The sequence below is a fragment of the Polyangiaceae bacterium genome, assembly GCA_020633235.1.
In the GTDB taxonomy this organism is placed as follows: Bacteria; Myxococcota_A; Polyangia; order Polyangiales; family Polyangiaceae; genus JACKEA01.
Map to the genome: position 1 here is coordinate 26,967 of JACKEA010000007.1, position 22,116 is coordinate 49,082.

The 22,116-nt window shown below is 67.1% G+C and carries 15 protein-coding genes; 7 read left to right on the forward strand and 8 right to left on the reverse strand.

Features of this window, described 5'->3' with window-relative positions; translation table 11 throughout:
- Window positions 1-714 precede the first annotated feature (714 nt).
- From H6717_33340 to H6717_33350, 3 genes are read right to left on the reverse strand one after another with little or no spacing between them, the layout of a single operon-like run.
- A complete protein-coding gene (locus H6717_33340) occupies window positions 715-1,719 on the reverse strand; it encodes a hypothetical protein (protein MCB9581966.1) in 1,005 nt (334 codons plus the stop codon).
- Between the two features lie 10 nt (window positions 1,720-1,729).
- Entirely contained in the window at window positions 1,730-2,266 is a 537-nt protein-coding gene (locus tag H6717_33345) for a methylated-DNA--[protein]-cysteine S-methyltransferase (GenBank protein ID MCB9581967.1), read from the reverse strand.
- Between the two features lie 2 nt (window positions 2,267-2,268).
- Window positions 2,269-3,693: a DNA-3-methyladenine glycosylase 2 family protein gene (locus H6717_33350; protein MCB9581968.1), complete on the reverse strand. Its 1,425-nt coding sequence runs from the start codon at window positions 3,691-3,693 to the stop codon at window positions 2,269-2,271.
- A gap of 320 nt (window positions 3,694-4,013) precedes the next feature.
- Here H6717_33350 and H6717_33355 point away from each other — a divergent pair, with 320 nt between their 5' ends.
- Window positions 4,014-4,874, forward strand: coding sequence for a hypothetical protein (locus tag H6717_33355; protein ID MCB9581969.1), 861 nt, complete (start codon window positions 4,014-4,016; stop codon window positions 4,872-4,874).
- Here H6717_33355 and H6717_33360 read toward each other — a convergent pair.
- The 3 genes from H6717_33360 to H6717_33370 are packed head-to-tail and all read right to left on the reverse strand — an operon-like array spanning window position 4,854 to window position 9,468.
- On the reverse strand, window positions 4,854-6,395 hold the full coding sequence (locus H6717_33360; protein ID MCB9581970.1) for a CehA/McbA family metallohydrolase: 1,542 nt from the start codon (window positions 6,393-6,395) through the stop codon (window positions 4,854-4,856). The genes H6717_33355 and H6717_33360 overlap by 21 nt on opposite strands.
- A gap of 13 nt (window positions 6,396-6,408) precedes the next feature.
- The gene (locus tag H6717_33365) at window positions 6,409-7,371 is read right to left on the reverse strand and encodes a hypothetical protein (protein MCB9581971.1); all 963 of its coding nucleotides are present in this window, start codon (window positions 7,369-7,371) and stop codon (window positions 6,409-6,411) included.
- A 57-nt stretch (window positions 7,372-7,428) separates the two neighbouring features.
- Window positions 7,429-9,468, reverse strand: coding sequence for a response regulator (locus H6717_33370; GenBank protein MCB9581972.1), 2,040 nt, complete (start codon window positions 9,466-9,468; stop codon window positions 7,429-7,431).
- Window positions 9,469-9,735: 267 nt separating this feature from the next.
- Between H6717_33370 and H6717_33375 the strand changes: the two genes are divergently transcribed.
- On the forward strand, window positions 9,736-10,134 hold the full coding sequence (locus tag H6717_33375; GenBank protein ID MCB9581973.1) for a hypothetical protein: 399 nt from the start codon (window positions 9,736-9,738) through the stop codon (window positions 10,132-10,134).
- Window positions 10,131-11,339 carry an RNA polymerase sigma factor gene (locus H6717_33380; protein MCB9581974.1) on the forward strand — a complete coding sequence of 403 codons (1,209 nt, stop codon included), beginning with the start codon at window positions 10,131-10,133 and terminating at the stop codon, window positions 11,337-11,339. The genes H6717_33375 and H6717_33380 overlap by 4 nt, the downstream gene beginning before the upstream one ends.
- Here H6717_33380 and H6717_33385 read toward each other — a convergent pair.
- Together H6717_33385 and H6717_33390 are read right to left on the reverse strand one after the other, a co-directional pair.
- On the reverse strand, window positions 11,300-12,187 hold the full coding sequence (locus tag H6717_33385) for a CHAD domain-containing protein (GenBank protein MCB9581975.1): 888 nt from the start codon (window positions 12,185-12,187) through the stop codon (window positions 11,300-11,302). The two genes, H6717_33380 and H6717_33385, sit on opposite strands and share 40 nt — an antisense overlap.
- Before the next feature lie 67 nt (window positions 12,188-12,254).
- Entirely contained in the window at window positions 12,255-15,770 is a 3,516-nt protein-coding gene (locus H6717_33390; GenBank protein MCB9581976.1) for a hypothetical protein, read from the reverse strand.
- Window positions 15,771-15,823: 53 nt separating this feature from the next.
- Between H6717_33390 and H6717_33395 the strand changes: the two genes are divergently transcribed.
- From H6717_33395 to H6717_33410, 4 genes are all read left to right on the forward strand, one after another.
- Window positions 15,824-16,762: a hypothetical protein gene (locus H6717_33395; GenBank protein ID MCB9581977.1), complete on the forward strand. Its 939-nt coding sequence runs from the start codon at window positions 15,824-15,826 to the stop codon at window positions 16,760-16,762.
- A 45-nt stretch (window positions 16,763-16,807) separates the two neighbouring features.
- Complete coding sequence (locus H6717_33400; protein ID MCB9581978.1) at window positions 16,808-19,900, forward strand: PD40 domain-containing protein; 3,093 nt, start codon at window positions 16,808-16,810, stop codon at window positions 19,898-19,900.
- Between the two features lie 78 nt (window positions 19,901-19,978).
- The gene (locus H6717_33405) at window positions 19,979-21,772 is read left to right on the forward strand and encodes a hypothetical protein (GenBank protein MCB9581979.1); all 1,794 of its coding nucleotides are present in this window, start codon (window positions 19,979-19,981) and stop codon (window positions 21,770-21,772) included.
- Entirely contained in the window at window positions 21,769-22,101 is a 333-nt protein-coding gene (locus H6717_33410) for a hypothetical protein (GenBank protein ID MCB9581980.1), read from the forward strand. The genes H6717_33405 and H6717_33410 overlap by 4 nt, the downstream gene beginning before the upstream one ends.
- Window positions 22,102-22,116: the final 15 nt, after the last annotated feature.

The window sequence follows — 22,116 nt, forward strand, 5'->3', positions numbered from 1 at the left end:
TCCCCGCGCTGACCCAAGAATCTTGGCTCTCTCTTGGCGCGCTTGGCGTCTTGGCGGTTTGTCTTCTGCGTGCGGCGATGCGATTCACCGTTGCGGTTCCAGCGTCGCGAACCGTCTCCCCGCGCTGACCCAAGAATCTTGGCTCTCTCTTTGCGCGCTTGGCGTCTTGGCGGTTTGTCTTCTGCGTGCGGCGATGCGATTCACCGTTGCGGTTCCAGCGTCGCGAACCGTCTCCCCGCGCTGACCCAAGAATCTTGGCTCTCTCTTGGCGCGCTTGGCGTCTTGGCGGTTTGTCTTCTGCGTGCGGCGATGCGATTCACCGTTGCGGTTCCAGCGTCGCGAACCGTCTCCCCGTGCTGACCCAAGAATCTTGGCTCTCTCTTGGCTCTCTCTTGGCGCGCTTGGCGTCTTGGCGGTTTGTCTTCTGCGTGCGGCGATGCGATTCACCGTTGCGGTTCCAGCGTCGCGAACCGTCTCCCCGCGCTGACCCAAGAATCTTGGCTCTCTCTTGGCGCGCTTGGCGTCTTGGCGGTTTGTCTTCTGCGTGCGGCGATGCGATTCACCGTTGCGGTTCCAGCGTCGCGAACCGTCTCCCCGTGCTGACCCAAGAATCTTGGCTCTCTCTTGGCTCTCTCTTGGCGCGCTTGGCGTCTTGGCGGTTTGTCTTCTGCTTGCTCGTGAACGCTGAGCGGCAAGCGGGCACTCGTTCTCGAGCTACGGGCCGCGCGGCGCGGGCGGGGCGCAGGCCGCGGGGATCGCGCGCTCACCGAGCTGGGAGATGGTCGAATCTCGTAGCCGAGAGCAGGCCCGCAGGGTGCGTGGGTGAGCTGGAGCCGTCTCGTCCACGGCACCTTCGGTATCGTCGTCCTCGCCCTCACGGGAGGGAGGTGGCGGACGCAGCAGATCGTCAATGGCGCGGACGCAGGCATCCGTCGCGGCGCAGGCGACCTCCACCAGGGGCAGCCCGGCGATGGCTGCGCGAGCATCCTTCAGCTCGGGGGGCGTCAGCTGACGCGAGCAACCTCGAGGGTCCGCCAGGGGTCCCCGCTGCGCGCCCGCGAAGGCGTTCTCCACCACGCGGGTGGGCGTCAGCAGCAGGGTTCCCTGCGGCAGCTTGGCGCGAAGGCGCGCTTCGTCGGGGGCGTCGTCGCGCTCCCAGCCGAGCACGCGCGCTTGCTCCCACTGCTGGCCAACGGCCTTGAAGTACAAGCGGTCGCGCTCCACGCACAGCGTGCCCTCGTCGAAGGCGCGGCAGCCGAGCACGCGGGAGAGGGGCAGGGGCGTCGTGGGGATCAGCCCGCGATCCCGCAGTGGGCCGCATTCGGGCTGACTCGGATCCCGAAGACAGAGCGAGCGTGCGAGCTCGTAGGCGTCACACGCGTCGTAGGAGCCGGCCTCGCAGATCTGCATCGACAGCGTCATGCCACGCCGGCGCGCGGCGGCGTCCTTGCGGTAGCCGAGCGCTGCGGCGAGCTGGGTGCAGGGGCAGTCGTTCACCTCGCGGACGCCCGCGGGCACCCGGGCGCCGCGCCGCGCGCAGGCCGTCTCGAGCTGCTTCAGCTCGGCGTCCGTGGGAGGCGTCTGGAAGCTCTGCTGAGCGCTGCAGGTGTAGCCGTCGGGGCCGGGCTCGGGCGCACCCGAGCGGGGGTGCTCCGCGGGGGGCCGACCCGCAGCGCAGCCGACCAGGGCAGCCGTGAAGAGGAACGCAGCGACGCGCATGCGCTGACGCTTACGGACGTTTGGGGGCCGAGCTTCCCGAGCGTGCCGGGGATCGCGCCGGCCCGACAAACAATCCTCGAGGATTTCGAGCTTCGTGGGCCAGGAGCCAGCGCTTCTTGTCGATGCCCCCCGCAAAGCCCGTCAGGCTGCCGTCCTTACCGATGACGCGGTGACAGGGCAACACGATGGCCAGTGGATTGAGCGCGTTGGCCCGGCCCACGGCGCGCGCAGCGGCGGGCTTGCCGAGGGACGTGGCGAGGTCGCCGTAGCTCCGGTGCTGTCCATAGGGAATGCGTGCCAGCTCGGACCACACGCGTTGCTGGAACGGAGTGCCCTGGGGAGCGATGGGGACGGTGAAGTCGCGCCGTTTGCCGGCGAAGTACTCCCGGAGCTCACGGGCGGCGCGCAGCAGCAGCGGGTGACCCTGAGCTTCGCGGCTGTCGAGCGGCTTGTGCTGCCCGGGCAGCACGATGGCAACGAGGGCGCTGTCCGTGGCAACGAGCTTGGTTTTGCCCAGCGGCGTGTCGATCACGATGTGAGCCAGCATGGTCATCTTCCTTCGGCGCTTGCGCGCCACAAGAGCATTGCCGCGTAAGCGCGCCAGGGCGCCCAGCCTTCCGCTCGCACTTCGGCCGCGCGCGCGGAGTCGACCCCGAGGGCGCGACGCAGAGCGAGATCCCCGCTCGGAAACGCATCCGGCCAACAGAGGGCGCGGAGAGTGATGGCGTGGGCGGACCAAGGACCGATGCCGGGCACTGCTAGTAGCTCCTGCACCAGCGTCGTGGGCTCCCCCGCGGTCAGATCGATGCGTCCCTCGGCGACGGCGCGGGAGAGCTCGACGAGGGTCTTGGCGCGCGCTTCCGTCACGCCCACCGCGCGCACTTGACGAGCGCTGGCCTTGGCGAGCACCAGCGGCTCCGGAAACACGCGACCGACCTCGGACTCGGTGCCGAAGCGTTCCAGCAAGCGACCGGACAGGGTGGTGGCGGCAGCCACGGACACTTGCTGTCCGAGGATGACGCGCACTGCGGTCTCGTAGCCGGAGAAGGCGCCCACGATACGCAGCCCTGGGTAGCGCTTCACGAGCGGGGCGAGGCGGCGATCCCGCGACAGGTGCCGGGCGATCTGTTCCGGACGCGCGTTCAGATCGAAGAGGGCCCGAAGCCGCTGTGCCACGAACATGAGCTTGGGCGCCAAGCTCGGGGACACCTGGGCCACGAGCGCGGCGCGACGCGAGTGATGGCGCACGGAGACGACGCCCACCTTGCCGTCGACCACGACCGAGCGCGTGTACTCGCCGTCGCTCACTCGCTCGACGCCGGGAATGGCGCGAGCGCGCAAGAACGCCAGGGAGCGCTCGAAATCGAAGGGCGGTCGATAGTCGAGACGCAGCGGAATGCCATCCCCCGAGGTGCCCGTTTCGCTGCGCAGCTCCGATGCCGCCCGCCCGAAGCGCTCCCGCACCGCCGAGTTGAATCGCCGGACGCTGGAAAACCCCGACGCGAAGGCGACTTGCGTCAGTGGCAAGCGGCTGTCCGCCAAGAGCTGCTTGGCCATGGCCAAGCGGCGGGTCTGCGCCAGCTCCACCGGGGCGACCCCGAGCTCGCTCTCCAGGCAGCGACGGAGATGGCGAGCGGTCACGTTCAAGAGCTTGGCCAGCTCCTCCACGGAGTGCTCGTTGAGGTAGCCGGCGTCGATCAGCTCGGCGGCGCGGGCGGCCAGCCGCGACACCTTGTCGACGCTCGCGAGCCCGGGGGCCAGCTCCGGCCGACAGCGGAAGCAGGCGCGAAACCCGGCACGTTCCGCTTCCGCGGCGCGGGCGAAGAACACGCAGCGACCGCGGCCCGGAGTGCGCGCGGGGCATATCGGCCGGCAGTAGACGCCGGTGGTCTCCACGCCCACGAAGAACACGCCGTCGAAGCGCCCGTCTCGACTGGTGAGAGCGCGGTAGCAAGTGTCGGCGTCCAGGGTCACGCCATGAGTGGTAGCGACAACGGCTGAGCCTGTCTGGCCATTTTCGGACCTGACGACGAGAAGCGTTGGGGGCAAAGCGCTTCGGCGAGGTGTTTCGCCCCGAGCGTGGGCGGCTTTCTCTCGGTCATTTCGCCGGCACGCGAGCTGCATTTCGCCAGTCCATGCGAGCGTGGTCGGTGTTGGTGTTGGCTCTGACGATGGTGGCGGGATGTGATCGGACGAGGCCCGTCGAGCGAGCACCGACACCCTCACGCCCGCTGCCTCAAAAGGTGCTGGCGCGGGACGAATCTCCGTGGAAGTCCCGGGAGTCCTGCCTCGCGATGCTCGAGGCTCAACAGCACCTGCCGCGCGCCACGGGAAAGGTGCGCGTCGGCAGCTGGAACATCCGCACCTTTCCCGACGGTGACAAGACGGACGTTCCCTGGCTCGCCTGCGCGATTGCCTTGATGGACGTCCCCCTCCTCGCCGTGCAGGAAATCAAGTCGAACCCGCCGGCACGGAAGGCCGCACTGCGGCTGATCTCGCTCTTGAATCGACACACGGGAGGAGACTGGAAGCTCGATCTCGAGCAGTGTGGCGACGGCAACGTGCCTCATGTGGGCATCCTGTTCGACGCGGCTAGAGTCACGACCAAGAACGTGCGCGCCGCCTACGCTCTGCGGCCCACGGACGAGCGTCCTTGCGGCGTGGATCTGCATCCTGGGCTACGAGCGAGCGTCGCCTTTCGCGGTGGCCCGCGCTTCGAGTTCGTATCTGTGCACCTCCCTTCTGGTCCCGGCAAAGACCACGCAACGCTCCGCCGACACAGCTGGCGGGGGCTCGACTTGCTCGGCAACCCGGCGGTGGTTGCGGGTGACTTCAACACGTCGGGTTGCGATGGATGCGACAGCCCCGTCACGCCAGAGCAAGAAGTCATCGACCTCACCGGCGCCCTTCAGCACGCTGACCTACTCCGGGTGCCCTCGACGTTGAACTGCAGCGAGTACTTCGATCGCAAACCGTGGCTCTTGGATCACGTGGCCGTGTCGGACTCGCTGCGTCCTTTGGTTCGGGGCCGCGCGCAGGTGGCTGGGTACTGCGCCGAGCTCACCTGCCAGCAGGCGTCCGGCTTCGCGGCGGCCCATCGTCACCTGAGCGACCACTGCCCCGTGGTGCTCGAGCTAGCGACGGCGGCCGAGTAGCGCGAGGCCGAGCAGGGCGGAGGCCAGGAGCGCCGCGGTATCGCCGCTACGACTTGGCACGCTGCAGCCGCAGCCGCCGTCGTCCGTCTCTTCGACCGGCGTCACCGGCGTCTGGGGCGTCCGCTCGATCCACACATGGCTGGTCACCGTGAGAGGGCGCCCTGCTTCCAGCACCTCCACGCGATAGCGATCTTCGCCGCTGTCGGGGGCCGCGATCTGTTCCTCGATCACGAAGGGGTCGGCGTCGATGTCGACCTCCGGCTCGTACTCGCCGTTCTTCACGACGCGCGCCACCAGGCCCGCGCCGCCAGTGATGGTGGCGTGCAGGAGCGGGTGGTTCTCGTCAGAGCCTGAAAGCGTCTCGAGCTCGATCATCGGGTCGTCCGGCCCCTTCAGCTTCACCACCGTGCGGCCGTTCTTCAGCGCTTCCAGAATGCCGGCAACGCTCAGCTCCTTGGCCCACACCATGGTGGTGGGCGAACCGATGGGCGCCTTGAACGTGCTCACGTCGGCGCCGCCGCTGTGATCGTCGCTGCCGCCCAAGGGAACGACGTGACGACCGGTGTCGCAGTACTCGTCCCACAGCTTGATGGCGTCCGTGTTGATGATGCCGAACTTACCGGTGCCGATCTCGATGCCGTCGACCTGGTCGATGGGCAGGTCGTGCTCCCAGGCACAGCCGATGCAGGCGTCCCCAAGGGCCAACGCCGGGTGGTTGAGGGAGAAGAACGCGCCCTGAGCGTGATACGCCGCCACCGCCTGCTCGATGGAATGACCCGGCAGCTCCGTGCGATCGTCCACCCACTGGGTGGCACCCACGGCGCTCGCATGGCCCCAGTAGGTGGTGTACTCCGCACCGGGCACGAACAAGAGCTTCGGGTGCGCCTTCTGCGCGTCCGTCATGTAGTCCAGCGCGGTGTGGATGTTGTGATCGCTGATGTGCACGAAATCCAGACCGCGGCTTTCCGCATAGGTCGCGATCTGATCGAGGGGCGGCTTGGCGTCGTTGCTCTCGATGGAGTGAACGTGGAAGTCGCCGGCGTACCAGCGCTCGCCGACCTCCAGGGGTGCCGTCGGGACGTAGGGCTTGCGATCCGTTTGTGGCGGCAGTGTCGGAGTGTCTCGCAACGTGACCTCCAGCGTGAACAGCGCCGGCGTCTCGTTGACGGCCGCCTCCCCCACCACGATCTCCCACTTGCCCGCGGCAATCGGTCCGGGCACGTGGCTTCGCGTCGCCGCCTGCTCTCCGACGACGGCGTCTTGAATACGACTGCCGCCCCATCCGCGCCACACCCCGTTCGGATCCATGATGCCGAAGTCGAGGATGTTCTTGTCGGAGAGTGTCAGCTGATGAACGGCGATCTCCTTGGTGCCTTCGGGAACGTCGAAGGGCACCGAAAAGTGGCGCTCGGGCCCATCCGGCACCTGGCCGGAGAGATCGATGACCGTCTCGACGGCACCGGCGGAAGACGCGGAAGCGAGGAGCGCGACGGCGACGGCGCTCGCGAAGGTGGCCTTCATCTCGCGTAGTGTATCACTCCGTGAGCAGCTCGAACTTGGTGAGCGCGCCCTCGTCGTTCTCCCCGACCGTCCACAGAAACGCCTCTTGGTCGTTGCCCAGCGGCAACGGCGGCCGCTCCACGGTCATGGCGTGCACGTTGCCGGTGAGGCGAGCGTCCGTCACGGCGCCGTCTTCGTTCAAGATCCGAAGCTCCGTGTCGCCGCCGCAGGTCCCCGAGCAGTACGCGAGATACATGGATCCCGCGAGGGTTTCCATGTCTTGGACGGTGGACGCGCTGGTGACCGGGATGGTGCCGTCGGCGCTCAGATCCGGCTTCAAGCGCCGGGCGAAGCCCGCCACCTGGTCGAGCATCAGCACGCGGTCGGAAACCACGTCATAGGCGACGTAGCCGCACAGCGACGAGATGTAGAAGGTGTGTACCGCGAGCTGCTTTCGCGTCCAGGTTCCGTTCGCATCACGGCGTTGAATCCAGGCCGCGCCGCGAGCCCAGGAGTCGCCCAGGTTCGTACGCTCGCCGCTCAGCACGTACACCGAGCCGTCCCCCCCGGAGGTGATGTCGCACACCTTGACCCGCCCGGACGACTCCGGGATCGGCGGCACCGTGTCCCAGTTGATGGTGGCCCAGCCGCCGAGCAGCGGGAACACCCAGTGGATCACGTCGTCTCCACCGGCAACGTAGAACCCCGCAGCGCCGTAGGCGGTGGCTGCGCCGTTGTACGGACCCCTACCGCTCTCCACTTCGCCGCCGTAACCCAGGGAAAGCCACGGCAAGGTTCCAACCGGCGTTCCGTCGCGGTCGAAGATCCTGAGCTTCTGCCCGTCGACGTCGGAGGTGAGCACGTGCTCACCCTCCGGATCCGACGCCATGACCTTCTTGTCCGCGTAGCCGTGGACCACGTCAAAGCTCGTCTCCGAGCCGAAGCGACACCCCGAGCACAGTAGAAGCGCGAACGCGCCAATCGTCCCGACCCTCATGCCTCGGATGGAAGCACCGACAGCGCCTCGGAGCTTGAGCAGACCCTGAGCAATTCCTCAAGAACCGTGCTTCTTCCGCGGCTCCCGCGGATGCGCGATGCGGGTGCCGGAGATTCCGCGATTGTTCCGGGCCTCCGTCACCTGCCGGATGGCGTCCGAGAGCGCTGTCGCATCCAGAGGCTTGCGCAGCACGGGGTTTTCGATGGCGTCGATGCGACGTTGGGCCGTCTCGGAGAACACGCCGCCGGTGACGAACACCACACGCTCCGCGAGGCCCGCCGTAACCAGACGCTGATGCACCTCGATACCATCCATCCCCGGCATCATCAGGTCGCACACCGCGACGTCGAACTGACCGCTCTCCATCAGCTCCACGCCGTGCACCGCAGATTCGGCGATGGTCACATCGTGGCCTCGGAGCATGCGGGCCACGCTGCGCGCGACGGCGCGGTCGTCGTCGATCACGACGATGCGCAGGGGGAGCAGGCTCGTGGACGCCGTGCGTTCGATGCTCGTGGGCAGGTGTACGGTGAAGGTGCTGCCCACGCCGACCTCCGTGCTGACGTCGATGGAGCCCCCCAGGCCACGCACGGTGTTGTAACAGTAGTGGAGGCCGAGACCGGTCCCCTTGCCCACCGGCTTGGTGGTGAAGAAGGGCTCGAACAGACGCCGCCGTACACGGAGCGGCATCCCCACGCCGGTGTCCTTCACGCTCACGACCACGGCCTCTTCACGTTCTTCCACCGACAGTGAGAGCAGGCGCTGCGACGCGTTGTCCATCGCTTGGCTGGCGTTCAAGAGCAGATTGACGAACACCTGTCCCAGGCGATGCTCGTCGGTGAGCAACTGCGGCCGCGACGGGAACTGACGTTCGATGACGGTATTCGCGGGCAGCTCGTGCTCGACCATCCGCACGCAGCTTTCCAAGAGCTCCACCACGTCCACCTGGTCCTTGGGATCGGAAGCATCCGGGTGGACGAAGCTCTCCAGATTCCTCGCGATGGAGCTCACTCGACGCGCGCCTTCGCTGGCCTCCCGCAGCAGCTCCCGGGCCTCCGGCCGTAGCTCCTCCCGCTCGATTTCCGCGAGGTTTCCCAGGACGTAGGACAGGGGATTGTTGATCTCGTGGGCCACGCCGGCAGCCAAGCGCCCGACCGTGAGCAGGCGATCCGACTGCAGCAAGCGCTCTTCCAAGGCGGCGTGCCGCGCCGTCGCGTCGCGCGCGGCGAGCAGCATCGCGTGCTCTCGTTCCCACTGAATGGCCGTGGAGGCGACCTCGAGCACGACGGCCTCACCGTCCCGCCGGCGCACGCGCACTTCGCTCAGGCCGCCGGGGACACCACCGCTGGTGCTGCCGAGCAGGTCCGAGAGCTCCAGCCCGACCAGCTCGTCGCTGCTCTCGAAGCGCAGCATGTCCGCCAAACGATGATTCGCGAACAGCACGCGACCATTCTTGTGCACGAGCATGCCGTCCGGATTGCGCTCCACGATACCGGCCAAGCTGGTCTGAAGCTCGTTCAGCGCCGCCGTGCGTTCTTCCGCCAACTGCTGCCGGGTCTCTGCCCTCTCGCGCAGCTCGGCTTCCCGTGCCATCGCGCGCATGCGTCCGAGATACACGACGAACCCAATGCCCGCCGTGGTCACCAGCGTGAGCCCGTCCCTGAGGGCATTGGCGTGAGGTGTGAGCACGGTGGCGAGCATCCAGGCGCCGTAGCCGAGGATCAGCGACGCGATCACCCATCCGCGGTGGAACAGGAGCCCGCTGACGCCGAGCAGATAGAAGACGAACATGGCCACGGTGCTCGGGTCTCGGGCCAACGTGTAGTGCACCGCGATGTTGGCGAGCACGACCAGGGAGAACGCGCCGGCCAGATGGTTCGCGCCTTGTGGAGAGGGCGGACGCACCCGTGTGATCCCGAGCGCTGCCAGCAGCAACACGATGGTGATGGACGATGCGATCAACCCAGCCCGCGCCCCCGCTCGCTGGAGGTCGAGGCCGTGGACGACCAGCATCACGGCGTACGTCACCACCAGCGCCCAGCCGAGCACTCGAAGGTTTTTCACGGTGGGCGCCAGCGGCGGTCGGGGATCCGCCATTTCTTCACTTTACCTTCATTGCAGCGCGGCCGGCGTGCCGAGCGAAGGGCGCTTCGGGTCGTTTGTGTGGTGGTGTAGGACTTTGGGGCGCGCCGGGATCCGCGCCGAACCAACAAATGGCTGCCTTCTCCTCTGGGTGTTGGCTCGCCGCGGAACCTCGCGTATCGCCGGCTCGACATTTTTTTTCAGGGCATGTCGAGAACCGGTCCCCCTGCTCCGACAGTGTCTCGAACGCGCCAGGGAAGGCGCAAAACGAGAGGAAACGACATGAAGTTCATGCTGATGATGAATGCACCGCGGGGCGATGGCGACTGGGGCGTGATGAGCTGGCCCCCGGAAGACCTGAAGGCGCACATCGCTTTCATGAAGCGATTCGGCGAGGACCTGGCCAAGTCCGGCGAGCTGGTGGGAGCGGAAGGACTCGCATCCCCCGCGCAGGCTCGTATCGTCAAGGCGGGAAAGGACGGCTCGCCCCACGTCACGGACGGTCCCTTCGCCGAAACCAAGGAGTTTTTGGCGGGCTATTGGATCGTGGACGTGGAAACGCCGGAGCAGGCCTACGCCATCGCCGCGCGGGCTTCGGCCGCACCGGGGCCCGGAGGCAAACCCCTCAACCTGGCCATCGAGGTGCGGGAAGTGATGAGCGCACCGCCGGTCGACGCGTGAACGACGCTGGCCAGCACCTGCTGCGAGATCTCGCGCCGCAGGTGCTGGGCGCGGTGGTTCGGCGCTTTGGAGACTTCGCCGCGTCCGAAGACGCGGTTCAAGAAGCCTTGATCGCGGCGACCGAGCAGTGGCCTCGAGAAGGCGTGCCCCTCGATCCCCGAGCCTGGTTGATCCGCGTGGCGTCGCGCCGGCGGGCGGATCAGCTGCGCTCGGAGATCGCCCGCCGCCGGCGAGAAGCCGTGGTGGCGCTGGAGGTGGAGAGCGAGGAGCCCGAACGCGACGATAGCTTGCTCTTGCTGTTCATGTGCTGCCATCCGGCGCTCACCCGACCCACGGCGATCGCGCTCACGTTGCGCGCGGTGGGCGGCCTCACCACGGCGGAAATCGCCAACGCTTTCCTGGTGCCGGAGGCGACGATGGCTCAACGCATCAGTCGCGCCAAGCAGAGCATCAAGAGCTCGGGCATTGCGCTGTCCATGCCCGACCCCGAGGAGCGGGCGGCACGTTTGGACTCCGTGCTCCACGTCTTGTACCTGATCTTCAACGAGGGCTACGCCAGCAGCGTGGGCGAGAACCTGCAGCGCGTGGATCTCTCGTCAGAGGCGATACGTCTGGCTCGCATGGTTCAGCGAGCCTTGCCGGATCACGTGGAAGCAACAGGGCTCCTGGCGCTGATGCTGCTGACGGACGCTCGCCGGCGCGCCCGCAGCGGCCCGGAGGACGAGCTCATCCCGCTGGACGAGCAAGATCGATCGCTCTGGGATCGGGAGCTGATTCGCGAGGGTGTGGAGTTGATCACGACCACGCTGGCTCGCGGCAGCGTAGGGCCGTATCAGCTCCAGGCGGCCATCGCCGCGGTGCACGACGAAGCGCCCAGCACGGAGGCGACGGACTGGACGGAGATCTTGGCGCTGTACGGTCTGCTCCGGCGGATGACCGACAATCCGATGGTCACCCTGAGCATGGCGGTGGCTGCCGCGATGGTTCACGGTCCCGAGGCAGGCCTCGCGCTGGTCGCAACTCTGGACGACGACCCACGCATCGCCGGACACTATCGTCTGGATGCCGTGCGCGGCCATTTGCAGGAGCGGGCCGGCCACGTTGCGGTGGCCCGCGAGCACTACCGCGCCGCGGCCGCCAAGACGTCGAGCATTCCCGAGCGCGACTATCTCTTGAGCCGCGCGCTGCGGCTCGCGTCCCAATAGCACTCCACGCGCGAGACGAAGTGCTTCTTCGGTTCGGCGAAGGCGAGCTCGCCAAGAGGTTTTGCGTGGATCCGCCGCGCGGAGCGGGCCTCTTTCGACACCGCTAGCAGCTCCTTTCGGGCCATCGACGACACTTCGAGCTGCTTCAGCAAACGCTCGAAGTCCACGCAGTCGTGGGCTTCCCCGAGCGAGTCCTTCAACTCGTCCAGCGCCTCACGACGCGCCTTCATTTCCGTCGGCCACGCGTTCCGAAGGAGCCGCACCTGGAGCAAATGGTACTTCACGCGCTTGCGCCACTCGTGGAAAGCCTCCGCGGAGGGATCGTCGTACGCGGCACGCATGCGCTTCCGCGCTCGGCGATAGGTCTTGCCCAACCCACCGGCAACCGCATCGAAGTCGCTGGTTTCCAGCTGCCAGCGGTGGGCACGCGCGCGCACCCGTTCCATGTCCTTGTGCACTCGTTCCAGGGTCTGGAGCGTCCAGGCCGGGGTGGCAACTTGCAGTCGATGCGTTCGAAATGCGCGTTCCGCCTCGAGGACGCTCCTGCGGCTGACATCCGCACCCTCTTGCAGCAGGGCGAGGGTGTCCAGGGCGACCTTCGCTTCACGCAACGGTCCCAGGCTCTTCTGGATGTCGCGCAACGCTGCGTTCTCTTCCGCATACGCGGGGAAGCTCTTGCGCACCAGGCGTAGCAGCGCGCGAACCTTCTTCATTCGCTTGCGGACTTGGTGAACGGCTTCGGAAGTGCTCGCGGTGCTCAGCTCGTGCAAAGCGCGGTCGAGCTGCTCCGCCGAGATGCGCCGAACCCCGGACTGCACGGTCTCGTCCTGTTCCAAGCGAAATCCCACCCCAAGTACGTAGTCCGCTTCGGCCCAATGTCAGCAGTGGCAATCGTGCACTCGGCGCGTGAGCAGGTCATTGCTCTCCTTCGGTGCGCACGTCCAGGCTCTCACCGTTCGGGTAGAACCAGCGCAGGCGACGCCGGGCCGTGCTGGCGATGGCCGCGCCAGCCTGTCCGCCGCTCACGTTGCGCGCCAAGCGCGTGCGGCTGAGGACCACCGGACGCTCCGACAGGGGCTTCAGCTTTCCGTCCCAGTTCACGCGAAACACGGTGTAACGGACGCGATCCACCATCGGAGAGGCGTCGCCCACCACGGTGTCGTCCGGCGTTTCACTGCTGCCGCTGCGCTCGATGGTGAACACGTGCAGCTGTTTGTCGGCCCCGGCGGCCACGGGAGCTTGGTTGCTGCGGATGAAACGGTAGTCGCGCTTGCGCCGACGGCCAACGGTTTCCACGGTGTCGTCCAAGGCCCGCTCCGAGCTGAACGAGAAGTCTCGTAGACCGCCGACGTCGGGATCGAAGGTGGTGGCGACTCGGTACGAGAGGCGCGGACGGGGCGTCCCATCCACCGTCTGGCTGCGGCCGTAGACGGCGTACAGGAAGTTCGCCTCGATGCGATGACCGTCGTCGTCCGCGGTGAGCGCCTTGGCCTGGGTCAGTGCTGGATCCGTCGTCACGCCGGCGTGAAGCTTGGCGACGTCTTCCGTTGGGGCGATGTCCGTCCAGGTGGTCGAACGCAGGTTGTCGTCTTTATCGCGGAACGCGACCACCAAAACATCGTCGAAGAACCGCAGCGATATCGCCTGCACCGTGCCCTCCGGCCAGTCACCGTTCTTGAAGGCAGTGTTCTGGTCGACGATGGCCTCGATGCCGTGCGAATTCGCGGTGCCGTAGCGATTGAACGCTTCGCTGAAGCGCTTGCCGAGCTCCCCCGGGAGCTTCACATAAGCGGACTGTGCGTCCTTGTCGCCAGCCAGCTGCGACACGAGGTTGATGCGCGCCATAAAGCCGGGATCGTAGTCCGGAAGGCGGGGTGCCCAGGGGTCGCCGGGTTGCGGCAACCCGAGGCTGGGCTTGCCGTCGAGCGTCTTCTTCAACAGGTCGAAGATGTCGATGCCGATGCCGGGCCAGAAATCGTGGGGCAGGTTGGGAATGCGTTCGGCGACGTCGATGCAGTCGGGAACGTAGATGCCCATCGCAGCGACGGACCGGAAGGGAAAGGAGAGCCCGGGAAAGTCCTGCTTGAGGACGTCGCAGATGGTCAGGTTCTCACTCGCGCCCCAGAACGCGATCGCCGGGGAGCCCTTCAGGATCCGCTCTTGGAGAGGGTCGTCGTCGCGCCAGCTGAAGCCGCAACCGCTGGTGACGCTGCTGGCGTCCTCCCCGGTGAGCGCCTTGCCGCGCAGCCGGCTTTCCCCTGCCGTTGCCGTCGGTTCACCCCAGGCCAAGAACACCGCTTGGTCGCTGCCGGCCGCCGCGGGGCTGCCGTTGGTGGTGACGCCGTCCATGGTGCACGGCCCGGTCCAGCCCTCCGATGGCGTGGCGGTCGCGTCCCCGGCAACGTCATCCCGCCACACGTACTGAATGGAACTCGAGAACTCACTCGGTCGATAGAACACGAAGGTGCGCTCGCGGCCGGCGAGATCTCCGGTGAGCGCGACGGTGGCGACCGCAGGCCGCTGGGTGACGGGTGGTGCGGGCAGGGTGGGCGCGCCGCCCGTGCGCGGCATGATCGGCTTGGGCATGCTCCAGATGTCGGCGTTGCCGAGAGCGACACGTGCTTCCCGCTCCACCGTGCTCAGGGCCGTGCCGCCGGCCATGGAGATCGCGGCCTGGATCATCGTTTCGCCGTAGGAAGACCAGTCGGATTGGGAGCCGAGACCCGCGATGGTCCCCAGCAAGAGCCGCGTCATGTCGTGGTCGCCGACGCCGTGGACCACATGGGGCGAGCCCCCAGAGACGCCGAGGAGCGACATCACCACGTGGTTGCCAATGCCCAAGTTGGTGTGGGACTTGACGTTGCCCGAGCTCCGACCGCTGGTGTCGCCATAGGCGTCGTACTTGCTGAACGCCTGATTGCGGTAGCTGTCGGCGCCCTCGCACCAGCCGCCGTTGTCCGCCGTGGGGTCGCAGGCATTGCGCCACGGGCGGGGCAGCATTTCCGCGGCACAGGGACGGAACGGCTGAATGGGCGACAGCGTGCTCTGGTCCTGCAAGGCGATGGCGGCTTCCGAGTCCGGATCGTCGTTCAGCAGGCAGGCGTCTTCCTGACGATGCGCGAAGCGGCGCTCCAGGAGCATCCCGAAGGCGTCGCACATGTGCTCCGAGATTGCGCCGGCCTCCTGCCCACCTCCGAGATGGAACAGGCCCTCGGTGGAGTGAAACACCTCGTGGCCCACGACCTCGGCCCGCGCCACGCCGTTGGCGAACACCAGCCGCCCGCCGGAGTTCATCGCCACGCTCAGCAGCGGGTCTGCGCCGATGCCGAGCTGAACGCCGGGATCTCCGGCGTCCATCCAGCCTCGGGGATCCGACACGCCCCACTCAGGCCCATAAGTCTGAAACACCTGCTCGGTTTCACACAGCGCCGCTTTGGCTTCGTCCAGGTCTCGCTCGAAGGGACTGCTTCCCACTGGATACGCGCTGGTGTTGGGACAGTCTTCGTCACCGCGCCAGAGCACGGTGGTGGTGACGTGCCCCGTACCTCCGATGGTGCCGCTGGCGAGCAAGATCTGATCGTTCGCGTTCAGGTACTTCACCTCGTCGGTGCTCTCGATCACGCTCTTGTCACTGCGATTGATGACCACCTCCCGCAGGGCGGAGGGCGCGTTGGGCACCGAGAGTAGAAAGCGCCACGCATAGCGATCGTCGTCCGAGAGCTGCCGGTGTGCGACCACCAGCTCCGTCTCCAGCGCCTTGATGCTGCCGAGGGTCCACGGCGCGCCCAGGGACTTCACGTGAGCGAGGGCCGCGGCGAGGGCCACCTTGGACGAGATCAGGTTCTTCGTCGGCGGTTTGGGAGTCGGCAACAGCCAGCCGTCGAAGCGCGTGAGGCGTCCCTGGGCGTCCAGGTCGAAGGCCGCCCCGGCCTCGTACACCCGTGTCCCGGCGTAGCGCTGCTCCACGAGATAGCGCTGCCCCTTGCCGGCCTGACCACGAGAATCGACGATCTCGAGATCGTCGTTCGGCCCGAGACCCGCCAGGGCTCGCACGATGCCGCCGTCGGCAATCGCTGCCTTGGCGCGATCGATGCTCGGCTTTTGTGGCAGCTTGGGTGCGACGTCGTAGGCGAGATAGCGAGCGGACGCGTGCGTCACCTGGCCCCGAGTACCCCGCGCCGCGGTGAGCTCGCGTGGATCGTCGTCGTACCACGCGAGGCCGTTCACGAGTCGGGCACGCTCCTTGGCATCCATCTGCGCGAGCACCGCAGCGGCGGACTTGTCGAGGGACGCTTGTAGTGCCAGCAGCGCTTCGGAGGGCCCCTTCAGGGCTTGTCGCGAGACCGACGTGGGGCTCGCGGGATCCCCAGAGCTGCACGCCGCAGCGATACCGAGAGTGAACAGCAGCGGGCTGATGCGTCGAAGAGACATATGGGGGTATTCGCCGCCAGCGTGCCGAATCTGACAGGTGCTATCCTGACGCGATGCGGCGGACATTGGTGCTCTCGTGTGCCCTGCTCTTGGCAAGCTGCTCCAGCGACGACAGCGGCGTCGCTCCGGCGAAGAACGCGAGTGGCGGAAGCGCCGGCACGGCGGCCGCCGACGCGAGCAGCGGTGGCTCCGCCGGCAGCGGTGGCAGCGGCGGCACGGGCGGCGGCATCATCGAGCCCGATGCCGGCTCCTGCGTTCCGACCCGTGCGAAAGAAGCGTTGTGTGACGGCAAGGACGACGACTGCAACGGCAAGATCGACGACGTGGACGTGGGCGGCGATGGCATCTGCGACTGCTTGCGCATCGGCATCATCGGCAGCCCGGGGTCCAATCCGTCAGCGAACTTCCAAGCTTGGCTCGAGGCCAAGGGCACCTCGGTGGAGCGCACTCACAAGACGGCGACGGAGAGCTTCGACGCCCCCTTACTCGACAAGTACGACGTCCTGATTCTGGACCGCCTGCCGCGGGAGTACACCACGACGGAAGCCGGGGCCCTCGCCACCTGGGTGGAAGCGGGCGGCGGGTTCATCTCCATGACGGGCTACACCGGCAACCCCGCTCCGGATTTCTACACCAACACGCTGCTGGCACCGTTTGGCCTCTCGTATCAGCCTGGGCTCCAGAGCGAGCCGGTCACCAACTTCGCCTCGCATCCGGTGACGCAGGGCCTCACTTCCGTGACGTTCCTCGGCGGGTATGTGGTGGCAGACGCCGGCGGCACACCGGGCACCAGCACCGTCATCGGCAGCATCTCCGCCGGCCCGATTGCCTACGCCCACGAGCGCGGCAAGGGTCGCGCAGTGATCTGGGGCGACGAATGGATCGAGTTCGACTCCGAGTGGCAGACGCTTCCGGAAATCCAACAGCTGTGGGTGAACGTGATGGCGTGGCTCGGACCGCAAGACAGCTGTGAAGTGACGACACCGCGTTGATCCCGATCAAGTCGCACTGTTCCCCCGCGGCGCATCATTGGGGGCATGCGCGCACGGAACCTGACCGCTCTCTTGTTTGCGACCCTGCTCGGCGTTAGCTGCGGCCAGCGCGAGGTGAAGTCGGAGGGGACCTATTTCGACCGCAAGATATCCCCCATCTTGCAGGGGTCCTGCGCGACCAGTGCCACGGGGTCGTCCTGCCACGTCACCGCGGACGAGCGGGGCAACGCCCTCGGCAACCTCGACGTCACCAGCTACCAGATGGTGACGAAACGCCGGGACCTGCTGGAGGACTACGGGTCGTATGGCATGCCCGCGCTGTTGGCGAAGGCCGTACCCCCACAAACGATCCTGCTCACTCACTACGACGGAACCCAGGACACGTTCGACACGGACATTCCTCATGCGGGCGGATCGATCCTGGACGTGCGCACTTCCTCGTTCCAGACGCTCTTGCGCTGGCTGGAGCGGGGCGCCACGGAGAACAACACCATTGCCACGAAGTCGGTGGGGGAGCGCCAACCCTGCGTCGAAGCCATCGGCACGGATCCTCTGTTCGATCCGAGCACGGATCCCGCGAACCCGGACTACGCCACCTTCGTTTCCGACGTGAATCCGTTCCTGGTCGACAACTGTGCGGCCGCCAACTGCCACGGATCCACGGAAGCGCCATTCCCGGTATCGTGCGGCAAGACGGACGAACAGAAGCGCTGGAACTACTTCTCCGCAAGCGACTACGTGGCGAAGGACCCACAGTACAGCGACATCTTGACCCACGCCCTGAATCCCGCGAGCGGCGGCGTGTACCACCCCGGCGGCTGGGTGTTCTCGTCCAGCGGAGAGACGACCTACCAGAAGATCCTGAGCTGGGCGGCGGCCAAGGGTGGGCCGACGAACATCCCGACCGATGCCGGCTTCGACTTCTTCGCCAAGCGGGTCCAGCCGATGCTGGTGAAGCGCGGCTGCGTGCTGATGGGTTGTCACTCCTCGCCGGTGTTCAATGAGTTTCGACCTCGAGCGCCGGGCGGCGGTCACTTTGGTATCGCGGCGACCCGACACAACTATCGAGAGGTCTTGAAGCGGGTGGCCCTGGAGTCCGCCGATCCCAACGCTGGCCGCATCGTGCGCAAGAATCTGCCGCCCGGGCCCGGCGGGCCCGGCATCCGCCACCGCGGCGGCTCGCTGTTCGCCGAGCAAGGTGGGGACCCTGCCAACTGTGACCTGGCTCAGGCAGAAACCGGACCGCTCTCGGAGCAGTCGCCCTACTGCGTGCTGGTTGCGTGGCTCGCGAAGGAGCGCACCGCACGCATGCAGAGCGTCGCGCCCCTCTCGGGAATCGTGTACGTGCGGCGCGCGCCGGTCACCCAACCGGAGATGATGCAGGACTGGGAAACGTATCTGCCCGGCGCGGATCTGCGTTGGATCGATGCGGCGATGGACGCCACGGGGGACGTGACCACGGCGGGCAACGACAAGAGTCTGCTCGGCGGCTGCGGCTTGGACGCTCCCACCGCCGACGTACGGCGTCCGAGCGTCTCGTGGGACGGCAAGAAGATCGCGTTCGCCGCGCGCAGCGCGGGCAGCGCGCCCTACCAGGTGTACGTGATGAACGCGGACGGCTCGGCCTGCGCGCCGGAGCCGACCATCAATGCCGCACCGACCGACACGGCGGGTGGCGCCATCGACACCAAGGGCGAGCTCATCCACAACTTCGACCCGGCGTTCGCGCCGGACGGGACGCTGGTGTTCACCTCCAGCCGCGGCAACATCCTGCCGGGGCACCTGTTTCCGGGACCCCAGCGGTCCGCGGCGGATCCGGCCAAGCTGAACGCGAACCTCTACGCGCTGGAGAACGGCAAGATCCGCCAGCTCACCTTCCTCTCGAACCAGGAGATGTACCCTGGCTTCAAGTCCAACGGACAGCTCTTGGTCACCGCAGAAAAGCGCGTCCCAGGGTTTTATCAGATCGCCGCGCGGCGCATGAACCTGGATGGCGGCGACTACCACCCGCTGTACGGACAGCGCGCCCACTTCGGCTACCTGCAGCTCAGCGAGACCGCGGAGCTCTTGGACCAGAACCTGGTGGGCATCGCCAGCGATCGCAACGCTCGCCACCTGGCCGGCACTTTGGTGGTGATCAACCGCTCCTTGGGGCAAGACAACGTCAGCCAGAATCCCGATGACTACGCGGTGAACCCGGACGCCGTGGACTACGCGAGCACGCCGTTCTTCCAGCACTCGCTGTCGATCCTGGATCCCGCCGCCACGGGCCGCGTGGGCGCCAGCACTCAGGGCGCGTATCGCAATCCGTCCGCGCTGCCGAACGGCAATATCTTGGTCAGCTACGCCGCCGGCGTCACCGACCTCGGAAGCTTCGATGGCGGCTTCGACGTCGTGATGGTGAACGCCACCACTGGTGCCCGCAGCGCGCTGCCGGGTCTCGACGACGCCGCCACCGACGAGCTCTGGCCGGTGGCCGTGTTCGGCCGCGTGAATCAGGGAGTGTTCCGCACCACGCCGGGCGGAGACCCGGTGTTCCACGGTGTGGTGTACGACAAGGACGACGAGCAGAAGCGCACGGATCGCTTCCAGCTGACCATCGTGGACTTCCCGATGCTCGCCTCGTTGTTGTTCCAGAGCACTCGTTCCGGCCGCCACGTGGAGGACATGTCGTCCTTCGAGGCGTGGGCCAGCTTGCCTCCGGAAACGGAGAAGAGCTTGAACGACCCGAGCCCCTACATCGTGGAAGATCAGTACGGCAAGGTGTATGCCCGCCGCGTGAAAGTGGGGACCGTGCCGCTCTTGCCGGATGGCTCCGTGAAGCTCCAGGCGCCCGCGGGCTACCCGGTGGTGCTGGCGGTGCAGCAACGCATGAAGGGCGAGCCCAAGCCGACGCTCCACCACCAACTGGAAGAGATCCAATTCTACCCTGGAGAGTGGTTGACGCTCTCCTTCCGGCGCGAGGTGTTCAGCAACTTCTGCGGTGGCTGCCATGGCCCCGTGAGCGGCAAGGAATTCGACGTGTCCATCAAGCCGGATCTGGTGAGTCAGGCGTCCAAGTGCGACGCGCGTGACGCCGATCCCATCGATGCGACGAAGAGCCCGTTGAACGAGATCCTGGGCCCGCCGTTCCCGTGAGGCGCGTGGTTCCGCGGCGGACCGACATGAAATGAAAAGAGCCTGGCTGTCGCCGGGGGTGCGTGGTTCCCTGGCAGCATGTTGGATGGCGTGGACGCGATTGCGTGGGGCGAGATCCAAGATGCGTACGGCGCGGCGACCAAGGTGCCGAGCTTGCTGCGAGCCGTGTCCAAGGGAGATGAAAAGGCGCTCGCGGATCTGACGGACCGCATCGCGCATCAGGGACTCTCCACGCCGGCGGCGGTGCCCGCGGCGCCGTTCTTGCTGGAGCTCGCGCAAGCGAAGCCGACGGACGAGCTCTTGGTGCTGCTCACGGATCTCGCCTGTGGTGGGTCCCACGTGAACGTGCCGTTGGGCAAGACGCCGCGGGAAGAGCTTCCGTCGGAGCTCGTTTCGTTTCGCGATGCGTTGGTCGAGCACTGGACGCTGTTTCGAGACGCGCTCTCCGACAAGAACGCCGACCTGCGCGCGGCGGCAGCGCTGGGCTTGGGCTTCTTGCCGGAGAAGGCGGAAGAGGCGACAGCTGCGCTCCGCGCGCGCATCCCGAAGGAGAAGTCCGGCGTGGTGCTGTCGACGGCGCTGCTTGCGCTCTCGGAGCTGGGCGACGCCAGCGCGGAGGCCGAGCCCTTCGCCAAGCATCGCGCCAAGGACGTGCAGCTCGCGGTGCTGATCGCTCGCGCCAAGGGGCAGCCCGCGGACGCGGAGCTCCAGCTCGAGCTGATCGCAAAGGTCGCTCCGGACGTCCAGAAGCCGGGCGGCAAGTGCCCGTTCAACGAAGGACGTCTGGCGCAGTACGGCCTCGCCGTGGCGCTCGACGCGCTGGGAAGGGCCGGTGCTTCCGCCGCTCTTTCGAAGGCGATGAAGCTCGTGGGCTGGATGCCGCTGGTGCCGCACATCTTGAAGGCCGCGCTGCCCAAGACCAAGACTCTGCCGTACGCGCGGAGCGAGCTCCCCGAGGGCGCGGCGGAGCTCTTGATGCCGCTGGCCGAGGAAGTCGCCAAAGCGCAGTCCTATAACCCGTACACGCTCGAGAGCTGGGGGCTCCTCAGCTTGCCTCGCTTGTTGGGCCTGACGCCGCCCCGCACGTTGGACGAAGAGATCGACGGCGAGCCCGTGTGGCGCACGGCCCTGCTGGTGAACTGCGGCCGCAAACCGGAGAGCGCTTGGACGGAGCTTCTCGAACAGCTGCCTCTCGAGAAGCGGCGGGACCTCGCCGACGACTTGATGAACCGAAAGGTGTCGTATCACCTGCGACGCGATTGGTTCCGGCCCTTCGCCAAGGGCTTGGACCTCGGCATCGCGCATCACACGGCGTTCCTCGAGCGCGTGCGGCAGGTGCTGGCCACCTTGCCCGCGGAGGAGATCGACGCCCTGGCTCGCGAGCGGGACCACGATGCGCTGTTCGACGTCTGGACCGAGCGCTGTGAGGTGGACCCGGCGCGAGATCTGGCCATCGCGGAAACGCTGGACAACACACACATCGATCCGCCGCGCGCGCAGCGCATCGTGAATCGTCTGCCGCCGCCGCGCCGCGAGGCCGTGGTGCTGGCGATGCGGCCGAACTTCCTGGTCAGCGACGCCAGCGATGGCCGCCAGCGCCCGTTCTTGCGCGGCTCCCTGGCGGTCGCCCCCTGCGCGCCCACCCCCGCCGTGCGCGATCACGTCGTGCAGTTCTTCGCGAACGACGCCTACCTCACCTTCGACGCCCCCGCGGCGGTCGACGCAGACATCGTCCGCGTCGTCAGCGGTCTCTTGTCCTGCTTCGGTGAGGGCACGCGGAGCGCGCTCGAAGGGGCCATCGCCACAATGCCCGAGAAGCGCGTTCGCTGGCGCGGCATCTTGGAACAGGTCGCGGGCAGCCTCGGCTCATGATTGTCGGTCCGCCGCGAGCCCGTTGGTCACGACCGCTCTTGGCCGTCGCGCTGGGCGTCGGTCTCGCCGTTGCACCCTTCTTGCCGGTGTATCCCGCGCGCGTGATGACGCGCTCGTTCGTGATCGGCGGCGCCGGGGACGAGATCAGCTACAGCTACGAGCTCGGATCCATCCCGGCGTACTTCGAGCACCTGCACTACGCGCGGCACGAGGACTACGTGATGCTGATCATGGCGCTCGACTTGCTGCTCGCGCTGCTGGTCGCGACGGCGATCGCGGCGCTGGTGTTCTTGGCCGGGCGGCGATTGATCCGGAATGCCAAGGCGTAGCGCGACGGGGATCGC